Consider the following 17868-nt stretch of genomic DNA (forward strand, 5'->3'; position numbering starts at 1 on the left):
CAAGTTAATTCGGTGTGTTTAAGATAGATTAGAGAACTAGTGTATAATAGAGTAAAGGAGGTTTGTTATGACACGCAAGCGACTAGTGATGATTGTGACAAGTATTTTAGTGGTGGGTGGCTTGCTTATGGCCTTTAGTATAAATGGCGATAAGCAACTTTCAAAGGAAGCAAAACGCAACCGAGAGTATGAAGTGAGTTTGGTTAAAGCACTAAAGAGAACATATAAGAATTTAGAGGAAGTTTCTATATTGACTTCGGGATTTGAGGAGGAAAAACCAGGTGGTTGGTATGCAAAGATTCGTCTTACATTTACAGATGGAACAAAAATAGAGTATGGAATAGGTCATAATTTGGGTTATCATAGGAATGCTTCAGCTATAGCACCTCCTCAAATTCTATATCAATTGGAAAACTATCTAGGAGATACTACAAAAGATATTAAAATTATCTATTCTGATGGAGAGGAGAGTGTTGATTAATGTCTTTTGACTACACAGATGAACAGCTGAATAATTTTAACTGGGGTAAAAATGTTTACAGCGTGAATGAGGATTATGTGAATCGACATCAGCAAGATAAAATTCCTCCTCTTTTGGTAGTTGATAAAGACTCAAAAGACTTACTTTATAACGAGACAAATATTATAAAAACCCCCGATAATCAAATGTTCCAAGTCATCAAAACTTATTCTGATCCAGTTACGGGCTTCGACGGCATGGCAGTTGCACCGATTATTGACGGCCAACCCGACTATAATAGTGTTGCGGTGATTGCGGCGGCGACAGCTAAAAACCACTTGCTTGTATCTGTTTTGGTGCAGATGATTGTCATCACACAAACCCCCTCTGGAATATTTCCAAAGGGGGCTTTGTTTAGTTTGGCCCTTTCTTGGTCAAGGCTCGGCCATTGACTTTAACCAGGTACTCGCGACGGAGTTCAGGTTTTATCGGGTCTTTGGTGTTGACAAAGATGAGGTCATAATCTTTATCTGCTGAGATAGCTTGGTTTGGATTGGCCCATCGCCAGCCATCAGGGAGCGTGATGCTTGAAAGGAGGGCCCCTTCTTTAGCACCATAGTAGGTTGGTAAAATGACCAGTGGGGTCCAATCACGGGTCATTTTGTGGATTGGAATGCTTCGTGGGTTAAAGTCGGCAGCTGTTGGAATGGTGGTGTAGAAAATGTTGTAAACACCAGCGTCAAGTTTGGCAATATCTGCCGTTTTGCTCACGTTAGCAACGACATTTTTCGGCTCGTTTCGACCGTCAGGAGTACCTGTATTGACAAACATAAACTCGTCGTCAACAGAGACTTCTAAGCGATAGCCTTCGCGGTCGATGGTGATATCCTCTAGGAGATTTGGCACCTCTCCTTTGACAATAGTAAGGGGTTTAACACCTGTCAGTTTTGGTTTGTCAGCGTAGTAGCGGGCCATATCTGCTTTTTGTTTGTCGCTTTGCAGCCAGCGTACCCAGTCAATATCCAGGCTCTGTCCTGCTAGATTTGTTCCAGCATCACCAGGCCAGTTGCCACCCATGGCGAGGTTGAACTGGATGTACTGTGGTCGGTTGAAGGCGGCTTTGAGGGCTTGAGACCGTTCAGAATCATCATAGATGATGGTGTTGTAAATGACATCATCCACATACCACTCGATGCGATCTTCAGACCAGTTGATACCAAAGATATGGTAGTCATCAGCAAAGTCATTTGGAAGGGTTAGGGTACCGTGATAACCGGAGTCGATGTTGCCATCGTTGTTGGTGGTAGGGTAGTAGAAGTGTGGCGTACCATAAACGGTTTTGTTGCCGGGACCATTGGTTACCCCTACCATTTCCATGATGTCAATTTCACCTGTGGCTGGCCAGCCATAGCCCTGGCCATGGGTAATGCGATTAGCGATGTTGAAATCAGCACCTAAAGTCCAGAAAGCAGGAAAGACGGCCTGACCTTTTGGTAACTTCATCCGAGCTTCAATACGGCCGTAAAGAAATTCTTGTCGGCCGATGGTTTGAACACTACCTGAGTTGTAGGTCACTAAGCGGGCATTGTTGCCATTGCGTTGGGTGTGGCGGTAGTGGTCAGCCTCTGGTCGGTCAGTTGCAGTGATTTTCAAGATACCATCTGCTACATTGACGTTTTCTTTGCTACTGCTGTAATGCTGTTGTTCATTGCCGCGAACATTGCCCAGTTCGTAGCTCCACTTATCATCATCCAGCTTGCTACCATTGAATGTATCCTTCCATAACTCATGGTAGAAGGTGTTTTCGGACACCTTGATGTTGTCCATGAGAATGGTAGTGTTGAGGGTGTTGGTATCTTGCTGGTTGTTATGCCATTTGACCAAACCGATATGGGTCTTGGTGCTATCCGCGGTAAAGGTCAAGGTTTGCTTGGCCCATTTTCCGATGGAGTCTCCCAGTTGGTTAATGCCTTTACCACCTTGGAGGGTCCGCTGGTTGCCATTAGCGTCAACAACTTTGACGGCAAAGAAGGCTCCATCTGGCTGGTGACCGTCAGCCACATCAATCTTGATGTCGGCGGTTACTGTGTAGGTTTTGCCAGGGATGGTATTGACCTCGTAGAAGAAGAAGTCGTTAGCGGTTCTATCCTTGGTTTTGTAAACCTTACTGCCATCAACAACCTTGGTGTAGTCTGCCCGATTACCTGTCCGATGAATCAATCCAGTCGGCTTGTTTGAAGTGTAATCATTGGCTTCCAAACTTGGGTTGTTAATGAGGTTGAGGCTCACTGGTGGCTCCAAAGGTTGGTCGTCAGGTTTCTCTGGGGAATTGGTGACCGGAGAACCGTAAATTGAGCTTCTAAAGTCTTTGGTTTGTCTGAGGTAGGCGTTGTAAATCGCTGCCTTGAGGCTGTTGACATGAGAACCGTGAGCGATATCGTAGGCTTCGTAGCTGTTGAAGGTGTAGCTATACAATGGGCTATTGTGAACCTTCTCAGTAGCGTCGTGACGAACAGCCAAATCCATCAGGATTTGAATTTGTTCAAAAGAGGTAATCTCAAAGGTCTCTCCCAGGTAGTTGACGGTGATTGGTGCCAATTGTCCCGTTTTTTCAATCCGACGTTGGAACATGGCTTTCTTGAAATCGGCCCAGCTGCTGTAACTGTCTTTCAAGACGTGATCAAAGACATGCTTATCGGTTATCAATGGCACATCTCTGCCGAACCAGTTACTGTAAATCAGGGAGCCTTCTTTTTTAGCGGTTTCACCGAGGAAACCAGAGGTATAAGGCAGGAAGCCGTCTTTGTAACCTTTTTCGGCCAAGAGTTCAAAGGCCATCCGACGGAACATGAGATCGCCTGGAGCCCCTTTCTCATTGGACAGGGCAGCATAGTGTGGGGTGAAGAGGTAGCTTTGGAAGTAGCCGTTGCGTTCCAGACTATTGATTTTAGTAGGGTCGTCTTTAGAAGTTGTAGCATAACCTCTAAGACCAATCAGGTTCTTGTCAATGAGGTCTTGCCAGGTTCTTAAGCTATTGGCTTCTTGGTCAGTCAGGCCACGGATGCTGTTGCCAGCATGTGGCAAGATGCGTCCGTTTTCGTCTTTACCATCATAGTTCTCCAGAACACCGAACCAGTTCTTGGTTAAACCTGTTCCCTGCTTGAGAACGGCTTCAGCCTCGGCGTAGTCCAAGGTATAAAGCACATCGAAGACCCCATTCATATAAGTCTTGACATCGTCAGCGTTTTGGAAACGCTCAGGTGAGACGTTGGTCATGCGGTCCAGAGCGTCTTCCTTATCCTTATAGTCAAAGATAAGGTTGAGGGTCAGGGCGTCTTCAGCATGGCCGAGGAGGCTACCAGATTGGAGAAGGCCCAAAGCGTAGGCTTCGGCCCCCATGCCCTCACGACGGTCATAGCCACCTAAGTAGGCCTTTCCATCGTTGTTATGGGTGGCTTCGTGGGTGAAAACAGATGTACCATAGTCTTCCAAAACTTTGTCGTAGTTGTAGGCAATTCGTTGGCCGTCAGCCCAGGCTCCTGCACCAATGTTAGCCACATCTGCACGATCACCGACGGGGCCAAAGAAGTCCTTGATGGCTTGGTTAGCATTTTCGCCAAAGAGAGGCAACCAGTCTTTGCCGTTGTTGACGTAGTAACCATCCCAAACTGGCATCGGTTTGATCAGTTTATCACGGCTATGTTTTGGAGCAATCCGATACCAAGCATCAAAGTGGGCTGCCTGGCGTTTGGCTGTCAGATTGACCCTCTCTTTGATTTTATCAAGCTGTTGAGCTTTTGGTTGGTTGGCATTGAGGTAGCGGTCGTACATGCCGTAGGTGATAGAACCCATAGTTGTCATGATGAAGAGTTCATCTTCCTTGGCAGTTAGGAGTGGCAGGATACCGTTGCGTTCCGCCTCCGTCGTGAGCAGGCTATAAACCCGCACATCCTGGTTAGGTAATTCTTTTGATGGGGCTTCAACGACATAGGCCTTGCTGGTCGCCTTGAACCAGCTATTGTCATCTTCAAATGTGGTGAAGAGCTTGCGGTTGGCGGTCAGGTAGTCGGTCAATTCAGCCTTACCTGTTACCGGTGCAATTTTTTCCTTGTAAGTTTCGATGTTTCGGGAAGGTTTGAGGTAGTCATAACCTTCTTTACCTTCGGTCAAGTTGACCAGAAACTCCAGCGTATTGACCGGTTTACCGAAGAAATCTTGGTGGAAGCTAGCCAGGTTCTTGATATTGGTCTGGTCAAAGTTGACATTGTACCAACGATTCAAGTAGGCCAGACCCATCAGGATCCGCTCTTTATTGGCCTTGATGTAGTCAATCACATAGTCTTGTGCGACCCCGTTGTTGGCCATGATGGCCTTATCGGTGGCCAATAGCTGGCGCAGTTGATTTGGCAAGTCTGCCTTGATGGCATTAAAGGTAGGTTCCAGGTAGAGCTTGTCCATGGCGTCAGAGACAGTACCACCCTTGAGGTCGATGTTGAGGGCAGACTGCATGGCTTCAGACTTGTAGGCCACATCTCGAAGGCTTGGTAGGACTGCCTCTACAATCCGATCGTTGTTAGACAGGAATTGCTCTGGGGTATAAATCAGACCTGTACTGCCAATGTTGTACTCGCTGACAGCCGTGTTACGGAAGTCGGACTTGTAGGCCAAAGGCAGGTAGTCGATGGTCTCATCCGCGTAATGGAGCATGAGGCGATTGAGTTCGGTCTTAAAGCGGCTGACATCAGCGATGATCTGATTATTGACCATAGGTGTCACAGACAGGAGCTTGGTGTTATGGAGCTTGCTGCTTGGGTCAATCAAGTTACCGTAGCTAACCAGGGTTTCTTTGTTGTAGAATGGCAGGAGTTTCTCCATGTTCTGGTAGGCTGTCGCACGGCTGGTTTGGGCACCTGGTAGACTAGTGTAGTTGGTGCGGTGCTGGTTAGACAGGCTGAGTGGCCGATCCTTACCAACTAGGAAATCAAATTGATCCTGAAAGCCAGCTTGGACAGATCCTTCCACAAGTTGGTCGACAGCTGTTTTCACTCGGAAGGCGACTTGGCCGTTGTGAGTGGTTTCCTCAAAACTGCCTACAGGAAGGAGCAGGTCCCTGTAACGACTAGAGTTGATTCGAACAAAATACTGGCTGGCTGCCTCTGGCGATTTCCCTTGGAAATGTTCGACCGTTGTCAAGTTGCCGTCCACATAACGATGGAGCGTGATGTGGTCAATGTCCTTAATCTCCAGTTTTTTGGTGCTGAAGCGAACATCCCGACTAGGGAGTTGAACCGTTTCTTGAGCCCCATCCTTGGTATAGGTGAAGGTTGTCCGAATCTGATAGTCAGTATCGTAGTTGGCAAAGGTTAGTTGTTTGTTGGCCAAATCGTCCTTGGTCAAGCGAAGCTCGCTAATCTTTTGGTTTCCCTGATAGATGCTGACAGTCGCCCCAGTAAAGACCTGTTTAGGGTCGGTTAACTGGTAGCTAATGGTTGCTGTCTTAGTCTGGTCATCAGTTGTCAAACTGGTGATGTCTAGGATAGGGCGATCAGCTTGCTTGAGCAACAGGCCCTTGATTGCCTCACGCAGGTTAGTAGTAGCGGTGTTGACCTGTTCTTGAGTGACCTGCGGGTTGTTGAAGGTTTGTTGGCCAGCGATAGCCTGGCGTTCAAAGTTTTTCCAGCTGTCAGTTGTGTAGTCTGTTGCTTTTTTAGTCGCCGCTTCGCTTAGGGCTTTTTCCAGTTCTGTCTTATCAACGGTCGCTGGTTTTTCAGGTTTCTCGGCTGGCTTAGGCGTTAAACCAGTGATGGCATTTCTCAAGTTAGTTGTAGCAGTGTTGACCTGTTCTTGAGTGGCCTGTGGGTTGTTGAAGGTTTGTTGGCCAGCGATAGCTTGGCGTTCAAAGTTTTTCCAGCTGTCAGTTGTGTAGTCTGTTGCTTTTTTAGTCGCCGCTTCGCTTAGGGCTTTTTCCAGTTCTGTCTTATCAACGGTCGCTGGTTTTTCAGGCTTCTCGGCTGGCTTAGGGGTCAATCCAGTGATGGCATTTCTCAAGTTAGCTGTAGCAGTGTTGACCTGTTCTTGAGTGGCCTGTGGGTTGTTGAAGGTTTGTTGGCCTGTGATAGCTTGGCGTTCAAAGTTTTTCCAGCTGTCGGTTGTGTAATCCGCTGCTTTTTTAGTCGCCGCTTCGCTTAGGGCTTTTTCCAGTTCTGTCTTATCAACGGTCGCTGGTTTTTCAGGCTTCTCGGCTACCTTAGGCGTCAAACCAGTGATGGCATTTCTCAAGTTAGTTGTAGCGATGTTGACCTGTTCTTGAGTGGCCTGTGGGTTATTGAAGGTTTGTTGGCCAGAGATAGCCTGGCGTTCAAAGTTTTTCCAGCTGTCAGTTGTGTAGTCCGCTGCTTTTTTAGTCGCCGCTTCGGCCAGGGTGTTAGCGAGCTCGGATTTATCAACAGTGGTCGGTTTGTCGTCCTTATCTGGTTTTGGCTGAGGCTGCTCTTGGTCTTCAGGCCTTGTTGGTGGCTGAGTTTGCCCCTTGTCCTCGGTGACGACTGGTGGTTGAGTCTGTTCTGTCTCCACGGGTTTCGTACCACGCTTAACCTTGGCCTTGATGGCTTGCTTGGAGATGATTTCGACTGGCGTACCGATAATCTCTTCTGTTTTCTCACCACGGATGGTTTTGTAGGTTGTTAGGATGGTTTTTTCCCCTGCAATAGCAGAGCTGATAGGCTCAAATTGGCCAAGTGGCAAGCTATCGGTATCCAGGTAGTCCAACTCTGACACGTTGAATGGGATTTTAGTTGTGATGACAACTCTTCCTTCAAGAGGTTTTGTCCCGACCCGTTCAAGCTGATTGAGAGCAGGTGTGGTCTGAATAATTTGACGTTGCCCATCAACTACCGCATAGGTTAAGCTACCCGTCTGGCCGATTTGGTCAACCAGGCTGTCTCCCTCCCAGAGATTCGGGTCTGCCGTTAGAACACGATCAAATGGTAAAGCTTCAGTGATGATACTGTCGATAGGGAAGGCAGGCTTATCTTGGGCCGTTGTTCCGATGTCAAGAACTTCTCCAGTTTCGGCAGGTTGTTCATCAGGTCTAATGACGATGGGTTGGGCAATCCTTGGTGTTTCTGGAAGAACGAGTGTTGTCTCTGTAGGTACTTCAGGCTGAGCTACCACAGTTTCGGCAGGTGTTTCAGGCTGAGCTACCGCAGTTTCGCCAGGTACTTCAGGTTGATTTTCCACGGTTTCGGCAGGTGTTTCAGGTTTAGTTACCGCAGTTTCGGTAGGCACTTCAGGCTGATTTACTGCAGTTTCGCTAGGTACTTCAGGCTGAGTTGGCAGCGCTTCTGCAGGTGTTTCAGGTTTAGTTACCGCAGTTTCGCCAGGTACTTCAGGTTTAGCTACCGCAGTTTCGCTAGGTACTTCAGGTTTAGTTACCGCAGTTTCGCCAGGTGTTTCAGGTTTAGTTACCGCAGTTTCTGCAGGTGTTTCAGGTTTAGTTACCGCAGTTTCGCCAGGCACTTCAGGCTGAGCTACCACCGTTTCGCCAGGTACTTCAGGCTGAGTTGGCAGCGTTTCTGCAGGTGTTTCAGGTTTAGTTACCGCAGTTTCGCCAGGTACTTCAGGCTGGGTTGGCAACGTTTCTGCAGGTGTTTCAGGTTTAGTTACCGCAGTTTCGCCAGGTATTTCAGGTTTAGTTCCTGCTGTTCCTAGTGCTGTTTTGTCGAGTGGGCTTGTGGCTTCCTCTTGGGTCGGTTTGGCCGTAGTGGCTTCTTGTCCTGTGCTGGTCTGAGTGACCGTTTTATCAGCAGTTACTACGGTTGGAGCGACTTCTGGTAGGTAGTAGGTAAAGATGCGGTCGCCGATTTTTTCCTGAGGTTGTGGCAGGGTCTGACCCAAGGTGACCAGGTGGTTTTCTGTTAGGAAAGTCGCCAAACCCGCTTCAAGAGCTTGGCTATTGGCGGCCGTCAGGGCTGCCCCAGAAAGTGCCGTCACCACAAAGACCTTAACGACTTGCTCCTTGTGGCGTTTGGAAATAGCGACAAAGACCGCAAGGACACCTAATCCTGACAGGAGGGTGTAGAGACCGTGATTATCGCTGGTCTCAGGCAGGGTTGCCAAGCCCTTATCTTTACGATAAACCAAGAGGTAGTGGGTGTCTGTTTGAGCGATTTCTTTGGGGAAATCTTTGCTGTCGCGGAGCAGGTTTTTCTGCTCAGCAGTCAGGTTCTCATAGTCCACATACTTGTAGGTGATGGTGGCTTTTTGAGCAAGATCCCCAGTTTCATCAGCGTGGACGGTCAAGGGTTGCAAGGGGGAGGCTGTCGCTCCTTGTCCCAGAATAACATGCCCCAAAATACCAGCAGAAGTAACGCCGACCACGGTTGAGGCGACAGCTACTTTTAACTTTCTAATTGAAAACCGAAACTGTTTATTTTGCCAGTTCATGCTGTGGTTTCCTTTCTAACTTTTTTGTATGCGTTAACATTATAGCATATTTCCTTGATTCTGTCTGTTATTGTTGGAAAAAATGATAAAAAAAGTTTGGTTATAGAAACAAGAGAATAAAAGCGACTGAAGACGCTTGTTTTTGTTTGCGACCCCTTACAAAAAAGCGTATAATAAAGGTGAGAACAAATAAGGAGGTTTTTCTCATGGCTTGGATTATTTTTCCAATTTTTCTCTTGCTTCTGGCAGTCGGTGTGATTGCCAGCACCCTCTATGTGGTCCGTCAGCAGACGGTGGTCATCATTGAACGCTTTGGTAAGTACCAAAAGACAGCTGGGTCGGGTATCCACCTGAGACTGCCCTTTGGCATTGATAGCATTGCAGCCCGTATCCAACTCCGCATGCTCCAGAGCGAGCTGGTGGTGGAGACCAAGACCAACGATAATGTCTTTGTCACCCTCAACGTGGCCACCCAGTATCGGGTTAACGAGCAAAATGTCACCGACGCTTACTACAAACTCATGCGACCAGAGGAGCAAATCAAGTCCTACATCGAAGATGCCCTGCGGTCATCTGTTCCAAAGTTAACTCTTGATGAACTTTTTGAGAAAAAAGACGAAATCGCTCTGGAAGTCCAGCACCAGGTGGCTGAGGAGATGTCTAGCTACGGTTACATTATCGTCAAAACCCTGATTACCAAGGTCGAACCAGATGCCGAGGTCAAGCAGTCCATGAACGAAATCAACGCAGCCCAACGCAAGCGTGTCGCTGCCCAGGAACTGGCCAACGCTGATAAGATTAAAATCGTGACCGCCGCCGAAGCCGAGGCTGAAAAAGACCGCCTGCACGGGGTTGGTATTGCCGAGCAACGCAAGGCCATCGTGGACGGCTTGGCTGATTCCATCCAGGAACTCAAGGATGCCAACATCAGCCTGACTGAAGAGCAAATCATGGCCATCCTCTTGACCAACCAATACCTGGATACCCTCAACACCTTTGCCGAGAAGGGGAACCAGACCATCTTCCTGCCTAACAGCCCACAAGGAGTAGAAGACATCCGCACGCAAATCTTGTCTGCCCTGAAAGCGAGGTAACTTATGGATACTTCCTGGCTAATTTTTCCCCTTTACTTTTACTGGGCGGCCGGTTTTCTCTTTGGAGAACTGGGTATGCTGATCTTTGGCCTGGCTCACGTTCTGACTTTTGGGCTCTTGCTCTGGAAGTTTCGCTCACGCCTGAGCATTTGGCGGGTTATCGGCTTGTTTGCTTTGGCCTACTTGATCTGTGGTATTCTCCTCTTTGTCGGTTTGCAGCTACTTTACATGGGAATCTTGCCTGTTTGAGCCAGCAGCTGCTGATCGGATATCCCTGTCACCCATCGTTTTGCCCCTTGGGCTAGAATAGGAGGTTCTTATGCCTATCTTTGATTGGTTACAACCTGACAATCCCCTCTTTTATTGGTATGTTTACTTTATTTTTGGACCAGCCTTTATGCTGGGCTGGTGGGGCCTGGCTGGCATGGCCCTGATTCACCTCATCATCTTTGCGATTCTGTTCAAGGCCCGCAGCAAGGCCGCTAAAAACCAAACCTGGCCCCGCCGCCTGCTGGGAGCACTAGGCCTATTGCTTTTAACCAACCTCTTTTCAGGTGTCTTGGTCTACGGCATTGTTTGGGTGTTGTTTAATCGTCCTTTTTAGGGTAATAGCAGAGCTGAACAAATTTTTATAAAAAATAAGCTTGAACTCGATTTTTTAGGATTTTTTCCGAATAGATAAGTGACAAGAAAAATCATTTATCTGAGGAGGAAATCATGTTCAACTCATCTAAACAAGACCGCTTTGCCATTCGTAAGTATGCCGTAGGTGTCTGCTCGGTTGTGGTAGCCAGTCTTTTGTTCCTAGGAACCAGTCGAGTCTCGGCTGACCAGCTTGAGGCAGCAGCAAAACCAAGCACTGAACAGGTGGCCGATAGCTCAGACCAGTTGCAGGACCAGGAACTTGAGGCAGAAGCTTCAGAGCATCAGCCCGCTGAAGCCAATCAAGCCCTAGCTAACGAACCAGTTGCCACGCCAACTACTGAAACAGTCATAGCCCCAACTACTGAGCCAAGCTCGACCCAACCACTGGATCAAGTGGGTAACCAGCCACAAGAAACCGAGATGGAGCCAGCCCAGCCAGCCTCTGTGCCGGCAACTCAATCGGTATCAGTAGCAGAGGCCGGCAAACCAACTGAGCCAGTAGCCGTAGAAGTTGCCCCTGTAGTTAAGGAGCAGACAGTCTCAACGAGTAAAGAGGAGAAGGGGCAAGTTGATCCAGCAACCAGCGTTAAAGAAGTCTCAGAACCTCAAGTTATCCCAGTAGAATCAAAACCAGAGCCATCACCCCGAACAACTGACTTAGCTCCTGCCAAATTTACTCGAGGGACAGCTTTCCGCTCCTTTGGCATGACCCGTTCAGCTACACCATCAGGGGTCATTGGGGATGATTATCCAGATCGTTGGCGACATCTGGACCCAGATAGTAACATTGATGACTGGGGGATGTATGTTCGCTACTGCACATCTTTTGTGGCTCACCGATTAAGTTCGGCTAATAAGTTTGAGCTGCCACGAGCTTACGGTCATGCGGGAGAATGGGATAATCGCGCTAAAAATGAAGGGTATAGAGTAGATTCTACCCCTGCACGCGGTTCGGTAGCATTTTCGGATCCAACGCTATCGAATAAATATGGCCATGTAGCTTGGGTTGCGGCAGTGAATAATGACATGGTGACGGTTGAAGAATATAATCCGAACTGGGATTTTAAATACGGTACTCGCACAGTCCATAAGAGTGCCTTTACTGGCTACATTCATTTCAAAGACTTGAGCCATGGAACTGTTGTGACTGCACCAATTTCAAGCGTCGGAACGACTCATGGTTTTCCAAATCAAGGCAGTTACACCTTTACAAAACGGACGGGGATTAAACAGTCACCAAGTCTTTCTAGTCCAGATCGGGGAACTTATGAGGTTGGTGAGACTGTCAACTATGACAAGGTATTAGAAAGTGAGAACCATGTCTGGCTTAGTTACATCAATTTTTCAGGAATTCGTAGTTATGTGGCCGTCAAAGCCTTAACTTCAGTAGCTACACCAGCACCGTCTCGTCCAACAACAGGTACCATTGCTATTCAAAATAAAAACAGTCAGACGGGTGATTTCGATGTGGTCATCACTAATGTTTATCACTCGGCAGGTGTCCGGGAAGTCCAAGTGCCAGTTTGGTCTGATAAGGGTGGTCAAGATGATATTGTTTGGTATCGGGCCCAGCACCAGGGAGGCTCGACGTATAAGGTTTCCGTACAAACCAGTCGGCATAAAAATGACACAGGTACCTACCATGTTCACCTCTACTATGTCCAAAATGATGGCAAGCAAGTTGGTGCAGGGGCAACCAGTACGGAAGTTACTCGGCAACAAGTTTCTTCTATGACGATTGCACCAAGTGGCGTTTATCACTTTACCAAGACTTTACCAATTAAAAATCAAGCCAGTATGGCTAGTCCAACACTTGACTATTACTATGCTGGTGAAACCGTTAATTATGATCGGGTTGTGACTGCCGAAGGTCGTCAATGGCTGAGCTACCTTAGCCATGGAGGTGCACGACGTTATATTCCTCTTAATTAATCATCTCCTATTTGAAGAAAGGATTATCCCATGCTTAATTCATCACTCAACAAGAAACTCCTGCTCCTGACCCTCTTGACCAGCGTGGCAACCTTGACCGCCTGTGGCAACAAGGAAGCCAAAACTGTGCCGAGTGCTAGCAGTGCCTCAATTGCTGCTAAAGTGACTGTTAAATCTAGTTCAGCTGCCGCCACAGTCGCTAGTCAAACGAGCTCAACAGAGACTCAGGTTGAAGAAACAAGTACCGAAGCCAATTCAGAAGAAACCGAGACTGAAGAAACAGCAGCAGAAGTCGAGGAGCCAGCAGCTCCTGTGACAACAAGTCTAGATGTTAACGGCCTGGTCGCAGGCGATTACAGCTCTATTGCTGGTACTTGGGCCAATGCTGAGGGAGAGGTGATCACAGTTAATGCGGACGGTGAGATGACTGTTCAAAGAACAGATGGTGACAGTTTTACTGTTCATATGAGAGCAAGTGGTATCACAGAGACAGGTTATGTTTATGGTGGTGTTGGTAGTTATCATGGTGATGATTTTTGGTCGAATGCCGTCATAGCTATTGTACCTGCGGGTGCTGCAAATATCCTGGGCGAAGTTGTCGAACAGGACCATATTGAAATTGGCCATGGGGTTCATGCTGCTTACCCAGAAGAACAATATTTCCGTCAATAGAGAAAGGATTATCTCATGTCTATCCAATCCTCATCATTGTCAAAAAAACTCTTGCTCCTGACTCTCTTGACTAGCGTGGCAACCTTGACTGCCTGTGGGAACAAGGAGGCTCAATCAGTTCCAAGTAGCAGTCCCTCAGCTACTGCTAAAGTGACTAGTAAGTCTAGTACAGCTGCTAGTCAAACGCGCTCAACTGCAGCTACGGTATCTGGTCAAACGAGCTCAACAGAGACTCAGGTTGAAGAAGAAGGTTCCGAAACCAGTTCAGAAGAGGTTGCAACGGAGGCAACCGCTACGGAGTCCGAGCAGGAATCAAGTCCTGTCCAGGCAGAACCAAGCAGCTTGCCAACAACCTTTGACCTAAACGCTCTATCCTCTGGCGATTACAGCTCTATTGCCGGCACTTGGGCCAATGCTAAGGGATGGGTCTTTACTGTAACGGCTGAGGGTGTTCTCTACTTTGGAGAGGCTTTTGATGACAATGCTCACCATAAGATTGAAGAAGCTAGGCTCAACAACAATGGTCGGGTAGGTGGTAGCCTTGGCTTTTACCGGCACGGAGAACGTGCTGGTGGTGCAGTTATTGTAATGGTTCCAGCAGGTGTTGCCAATGTCAACGATTTGGTTGGTGATCTTGACCACATTGAAATTGGACATGATATTAGCTCAGGTTATCCAGAAGAACAGTTCTTCCGTCAATCGTCTCAATAGGGTCTTAAAACCAAGGCACAAAGTCCTCTTTTTAGGGGACTTTTTGGTATAATAGAGAGGACTTTAAGAAGAAAAGGACCTCACATGAAACTGATTTCTTGGAACATTGATTCCCTCAACGCTGCCCTGACGGCCGACAGCCCACGTGCCCTCCTATCTCGTGCTGTTATCGACACCTTGGTTGCTGAAAATGCAGACATCATCGCCATTCAGGAAACCAAACTCTCTGACAAGGGACCAACTAAAAAGCACATTGAGATTTTGGAAGGCTACTTCCCAGACCATACTATTGTTTGGCGGTCCTCTTGCGAGCCTGCTCGTAAGGGTTACGCTGGCACCATGTTCCTCTACCGCAAGGACTTGAGTCCAGTTGTCACCTACCCAGAAATCGGCTCACCAACAACCATGGACTGCGAAGGCCGCATCATCACTTTGGAATTTGACGACTTCTTCGTCACCCAGGTTTACACCCCAAATGCTGGAGATGGTCTCAAACGCCTAGCTGACCGCCAAATCTGGGATGCCAAATACGCCGACTACCTGGCCCAACTGGATGCCATCAAGCCTGTTTTGGCGACCGGTGACTACAACGTGGCCCACAAGGAAATCGACCTGGCCAACCCAGCCAGCAACCGCCAGTCACCTGGCTTTACCGACGAGGAGCGTGAAGGCTTCACCAACCTCCTGAACCGCGGTTTCACCGACACCTTCCGCCACCTCCATGGCGATGTGCCAAACGCCTACACCTGGTGGGCCCAACGCAGCCGGACCAGCAAGATTAACAACACGGGCTGGCGGATTGACTACTGGCTGACCAGCGACCGCATCGCCGACAAGGTAACCAAATCAGAGATGATTGATTCAGGAGCCCGTCAGGACCATACCCCGATTGTTATGGAGATTGGCCTCTAGGGTTTGGGGCAATAGCAGAGCTAACACCCTAAGAGGACCTGGCTTTGCCAGGTCCTCTTAACTGCCCGAATAGAAAGGCAAGCCACCATGACCAGACTAACTCAGCTCCAAACAGCCTTTGAAGCCGCAGCTGATCCCAAAAAAGCTGAAAAAATGGCGGCCTATGTCCGCCACCACTTTGTTTTCTATGGGGTTCCAGCTCCCCAACGCCGCCAGCTCTACAAGGCCATCATTGCCCAAGACAAGAAAAACCAGGTTTTCGATTGGGACTTGCTTGAGGCCGCTTGGGCCACTCCCTACCGAGAACTGGATTATTTTGTCTGTGATTACCTGAGGGACAGGAGTAAGGACTTGTCAGCGGCCGACCTGCCCCGACTTATCCCTTTCTTTAAGACCCAGCAATGGTGGGAGACCATCGACAGCCTGGCCCCAAGTCTGGGACAATTAGCTTTACGGAGCCAAGCAGCTCGCCAGCTCATTCTGGATTGGGCAGTGGCAGATGATTTTTGGCTAAGACGAACAGCCATCATCCACCAACTGGGGCGAAAAGGCCAAACCGATACCGAGCTTCTAGCCCACATCATTCAGCTAAACCTAGGACAGACAGAATTTTTTATCAACAAGGCTATCGGCTGGGCCTTACGAGACTACGCCAGGCACAAGCCTGACTGGGTTAGAGCCTTTGTGGCTGACCACCGAGACCAACTGACTCCCCTATCCATCAGGGAGGCCATGAAACATTTGGAGGAGTAAGATGAGATGAAAAGATATCTTAGAACTAGGCACTACGGTTTTGCCCCTGAAAGTGAGGCAACCATTTTTGACATGGAACAATTCGAGGTCGCCTTAGCAGAAAACCGTTTTTTGAACATCTACGTTCCCACCAAAGAAGATGCCACCATTGCCCCTACGGTTTTGTGATTGATGGTGATACCCTAGTCGCCATGACAGATTAAAAAGAGCCCGCAGGCTCTTTTTATAATAACTCAAGTAAGTCTTGGTAGCTGGTCAGGACATGGTTTGGCTCCACCCCAACGTCTAGGGGCTTGCCCTGAGGGTTGTAGTAGGCGGTGTCTAGACCAAAAACGGCAGCCCCCTTGATGTCCGCCAGCTGGTTATCCCCAATCATGAGGCTGGTTGAGCGGTCAAAACCTTCAATCTGCTCGGCCATTTTCCCGAAAAAGCGGGCGTCGGGCTTGTTGTGCCCCAGCTCCTCGGAGATGAAGACGGCCTCAAAGAGGGGGCCCAGCCCCGAAGCGGCCAGGCGGCCCTTTTGGATGGCAGCCACGCCGTTGGTGGCGGCGTAGAGCTTGTAGCCACGGGCTTTTAGGGTCAATAGCAGAGCTTCCGCCCCGTCATAGGTCTGGCCCTGCTGGCTCAGTTGCTGCTCATAGGCCTGAGCCAACTCAGCCCCATCCACGGTCTGACCAAAGTGAGCAAAGAGGCGGGCAAAACGGCTGTTAACCAGGTCTTTTTTGGTGATTTGCCCCTGCTCCAGGTCCCGCCAGAGCTGGCGGTTGATGGGGCGATAGACGGCCTTATAGGCCTCAGGGTCGGCCACCCCATACTGGGCCAGGAGCAGGTCCAAGGCCACCTCCTCTGCTGCGTCAAAGTCCAGCAGGGTGTGGTCTAGGTCGAAGAGTAGAAATTTGTAATACAATTTAGGGATTTTCCTTTCTAGGGGGGTGCAAATGGCTTTAAGGGGGTGCAAAATTACCCGACCCATTCTATAACTTCATTATACCACAAAACAAAAAAAGCGGTCACACCTACTAATGTATGACCGCTTCCCTTTTCTATGCTACAATATCTAATCCTGACCTAAATCTAATGAATATTATATGCTATTTACCAATACAAAAGGGCCCCTCCAGGATCACAAGGGGACGGTTTGAAGTGCCCCTCTTGTGTTGTAACTATGGTTTTAGTTTCATATAATAATCCCTTTGCTCTGGATCTAGTTTTTCTATTGCCATCCGGAGGGTCACCCGGGGCATGGACTTCCCGTGTTGAGCTAGAAATGCCAACAATTTCTCCCTGTCCTTCTTACCTGCTTCTCTAATCCAGCTACCTACAGCCTTGTTGATGAGTTCATGTTCATCGTATAAAAGAATTTCAGCAATCTTAAAGGTATCCTCCACCTGTCCTTTCTTAATGAAGGCGTAGGTGCTGACAATTGCCGTTCTTCTCTCCCAGGGGGCATCAGATTCGGCAAGCTGATATAGGATTTTTCTATCCTTATCAATCAGATACTCTCCAATTATGTTATAGGCTCCCCGATCTACAAAATCCCAATTGTTAAGTCGATCATGTCTTCTTAAATAGAGATCAAAGAGTTCTTTTTTCTTCTCGGGTGTAGTCTTCTTGTCCTTGGCTTGATAATCCATAATGCTTACTGCACCCATTCGGATTTCGTAGTATTTGCTTTCGAGAAGCTTTTCAATTTCTTCAATAGACATAGACTTATACTTTTTAGCGATTTTAAATACATCCCCAAATTTCACCCCAAAGGCTTGAGTCTCCTTGTCTTCTCCTTTGAAATACTTCTCGAGCTTCTTGAGCTCTTTTTCCGTCTTAAGCTCCTTTAGGGTATCGATAAAAGCCTCGGCTGTAAGCACTATATCTTGATTTTCTTGCTTCTTAACCATATCCTTTCTCTCCTTTTTTTATTTTTATTTTTTACCCTCAGTTATAAGCTTTATTCAACTGTTCAATCTCAAGCTTCTTCATCTTTAAATCAATATCAATGACCCTTTTCACACGATCTTTGTCTTGGTCCTGAAGATATTCAAATAATACCTAAAGAAAAATTTTCCAACAGCACTTGTCTATCTGAAATAGTATACACTCGACATGATGTGTCTTTAGAGAATCAATGATACTATTTAACGATTTGACACTTTCTAACGATTAATTTTGAATAAATATTATAAGATGTACTACCATTACAAAAAAGTTTCCTATCATCCTTAAGAACAGCTAAAAAGCCTTGAAACC

At 47.8% G+C, this 17868-nt stretch carries 14 protein-coding genes; 11 read left to right on the forward strand and 3 right to left on the reverse strand.

What is annotated here, in order from left to right:
* Positions 1–67: 67 nt before the first annotated feature.
* The gene (locus AC3ARB_RS02250; RefSeq protein WP_488320947.1) at positions 68–481 is read left to right on the forward strand and encodes a hypothetical protein; all 414 of its coding nucleotides are present in this window, start codon (positions 68–70) and stop codon (positions 479–481) included.
* Positions 481–912 carry a hypothetical protein gene (locus AC3ARB_RS02255; protein WP_488320948.1) on the forward strand — a complete coding sequence of 144 codons (432 nt, stop codon included), beginning with the start codon at positions 481–483 and terminating at the stop codon, positions 910–912. Before AC3ARB_RS02250 ends, AC3ARB_RS02255 begins: the two co-directional genes overlap by 1 nt.
* Here the strand turns inward: AC3ARB_RS02255 and AC3ARB_RS02260 are convergent.
* Positions 875–8905 carry a ZmpA/ZmpB/ZmpC family metallo-endopeptidase gene (locus AC3ARB_RS02260; protein ID WP_488320949.1) on the reverse strand — a complete coding sequence of 2677 codons (8031 nt, stop codon included), beginning with the start codon at positions 8903–8905 and terminating at the stop codon, positions 875–877. The genes AC3ARB_RS02255 and AC3ARB_RS02260 overlap by 38 nt on opposite strands.
* 206 nt (positions 8906–9111) lie before the next feature.
* Here AC3ARB_RS02260 and AC3ARB_RS02265 point away from each other — a divergent pair, with 206 nt between their 5' ends.
* The 9 genes from AC3ARB_RS02265 to AC3ARB_RS02305 all read left to right on the forward strand — a co-directional run bounded on the left by AC3ARB_RS02265 (position 9112) and on the right by AC3ARB_RS02305 (position 15792).
* Positions 9112–9999, forward strand: coding sequence for an SPFH domain-containing protein (locus tag AC3ARB_RS02265; RefSeq protein ID WP_488320950.1), 888 nt, complete (start codon positions 9112–9114; stop codon positions 9997–9999).
* Between the two features lie 75 nt (positions 10000–10074).
* Positions 10075–10248 carry a hypothetical protein gene (locus AC3ARB_RS02270; protein WP_488320951.1) on the forward strand — a complete coding sequence of 58 codons (174 nt, stop codon included), beginning with the start codon at positions 10075–10077 and terminating at the stop codon, positions 10246–10248.
* Positions 10249–10318: 70 nt separating this feature from the next.
* Positions 10319–10603, forward strand: coding sequence for a hypothetical protein (locus AC3ARB_RS02275; protein ID WP_488320952.1), 285 nt, complete (start codon positions 10319–10321; stop codon positions 10601–10603).
* Between the two features lie 113 nt (positions 10604–10716).
* A complete protein-coding gene (locus tag AC3ARB_RS02280) occupies positions 10717–12576 on the forward strand; it encodes an SH3 domain-containing protein (protein ID WP_488320953.1) in 1860 nt (619 codons plus the stop codon).
* A gap of 30 nt (positions 12577–12606) precedes the next feature.
* Entirely contained in the window at positions 12607–13248 is a 642-nt protein-coding gene (locus AC3ARB_RS02285) for a DUF6287 domain-containing protein (protein ID WP_488320954.1), read from the forward strand.
* A gap of 15 nt (positions 13249–13263) precedes the next feature.
* Positions 13264–13959, forward strand: coding sequence for a DUF6287 domain-containing protein (locus tag AC3ARB_RS02290; RefSeq protein WP_488320955.1), 696 nt, complete (start codon positions 13264–13266; stop codon positions 13957–13959).
* Positions 13960–14043: 84 nt separating this feature from the next.
* Positions 14044–14871 (forward strand): exodeoxyribonuclease III, encoded by an 828-nt coding sequence (locus tag AC3ARB_RS02295; protein ID WP_488320956.1) that lies wholly within the window; start codon positions 14044–14046, stop codon positions 14869–14871.
* 87 nt (positions 14872–14958) lie between these two features.
* The gene (locus AC3ARB_RS02300; RefSeq protein WP_488320957.1) at positions 14959–15624 is read left to right on the forward strand and encodes a DNA alkylation repair protein; all 666 of its coding nucleotides are present in this window, start codon (positions 14959–14961) and stop codon (positions 15622–15624) included.
* A gap of 6 nt (positions 15625–15630) precedes the next feature.
* Positions 15631–15792 (forward strand): hypothetical protein, encoded by a 162-nt coding sequence (locus tag AC3ARB_RS02305; protein WP_488320958.1) that lies wholly within the window; start codon positions 15631–15633, stop codon positions 15790–15792.
* Positions 15793–15847: 55 nt separating this feature from the next.
* On the opposite strand, the gene AC3ARB_RS02310 is transcribed toward AC3ARB_RS02305, so the two are convergent.
* Together AC3ARB_RS02310 and AC3ARB_RS02315 are read right to left on the reverse strand one after the other, a co-directional pair.
* Entirely contained in the window at positions 15848–16531 is a 684-nt protein-coding gene (locus AC3ARB_RS02310) for a YjjG family noncanonical pyrimidine nucleotidase (protein ID WP_488320959.1), read from the reverse strand.
* A 256-nt stretch (positions 16532–16787) separates the two neighbouring features.
* Entirely contained in the window at positions 16788–17519 is a 732-nt protein-coding gene (locus AC3ARB_RS02315; protein WP_488320960.1) for a DNA alkylation repair protein, read from the reverse strand.
* Between the last annotated feature and the right edge of the window lie 349 nt (positions 17520–17868).

It is taken from the genome of Streptococcus sp. ZY171113 (assembly GCF_057748235.1).

Excerpts from the sequence above, each read along its gene's own strand:
- AC3ARB_RS02300 (WP_488320957.1), top strand. The coding sequence starts at position 14,959 with ATGACCAGACTAACTCAGCTCCAAACAGCCTTTGAAGCCGCAGCTGAT.
- AC3ARB_RS02250 (WP_488320947.1), top strand. The coding sequence starts at position 68 with ATGACACGCAAGCGACTAGTGATGATTGTGACAAGTATTTTAGTGGTG.
- AC3ARB_RS02285 (WP_488320954.1), top strand. The coding sequence starts at position 12,607 with ATGCTTAATTCATCACTCAACAAGAAACTCCTGCTCCTGACCCTCTTG.
- AC3ARB_RS02295 (WP_488320956.1), top strand. The coding sequence starts at position 14,044 with ATGAAACTGATTTCTTGGAACATTGATTCCCTCAACGCTGCCCTGACG.
- AC3ARB_RS02315 (WP_488320960.1), bottom strand. The coding sequence starts at position 17,519 with ATGGTTAAGAAGCAAGAAAATCAAGATATAGTGCTTACAGCCGAGGCT.
- AC3ARB_RS02280 (WP_488320953.1), top strand. The coding sequence starts at position 10,717 with ATGTTCAACTCATCTAAACAAGACCGCTTTGCCATTCGTAAGTATGCC.
- AC3ARB_RS02270 (WP_488320951.1), top strand. The coding sequence starts at position 10,075 with ATGCTGATCTTTGGCCTGGCTCACGTTCTGACTTTTGGGCTCTTGCTC.
- AC3ARB_RS02260 (WP_488320949.1), bottom strand. The coding sequence starts at position 8,905 with ATGAACTGGCAAAATAAACAGTTTCGGTTTTCAATTAGAAAGTTAAAA.
- AC3ARB_RS02275 (WP_488320952.1), top strand. The coding sequence starts at position 10,319 with ATGCCTATCTTTGATTGGTTACAACCTGACAATCCCCTCTTTTATTGG.
- AC3ARB_RS02305 (WP_488320958.1), top strand. The coding sequence starts at position 15,631 with ATGAAAAGATATCTTAGAACTAGGCACTACGGTTTTGCCCCTGAAAGT.
- AC3ARB_RS02290 (WP_488320955.1), top strand. The coding sequence starts at position 13,264 with ATGTCTATCCAATCCTCATCATTGTCAAAAAAACTCTTGCTCCTGACT.
- AC3ARB_RS02255 (WP_488320948.1), top strand. The coding sequence starts at position 481 with ATGTCTTTTGACTACACAGATGAACAGCTGAATAATTTTAACTGGGGT.
- AC3ARB_RS02265 (WP_488320950.1), top strand. The coding sequence starts at position 9,112 with ATGGCTTGGATTATTTTTCCAATTTTTCTCTTGCTTCTGGCAGTCGGT.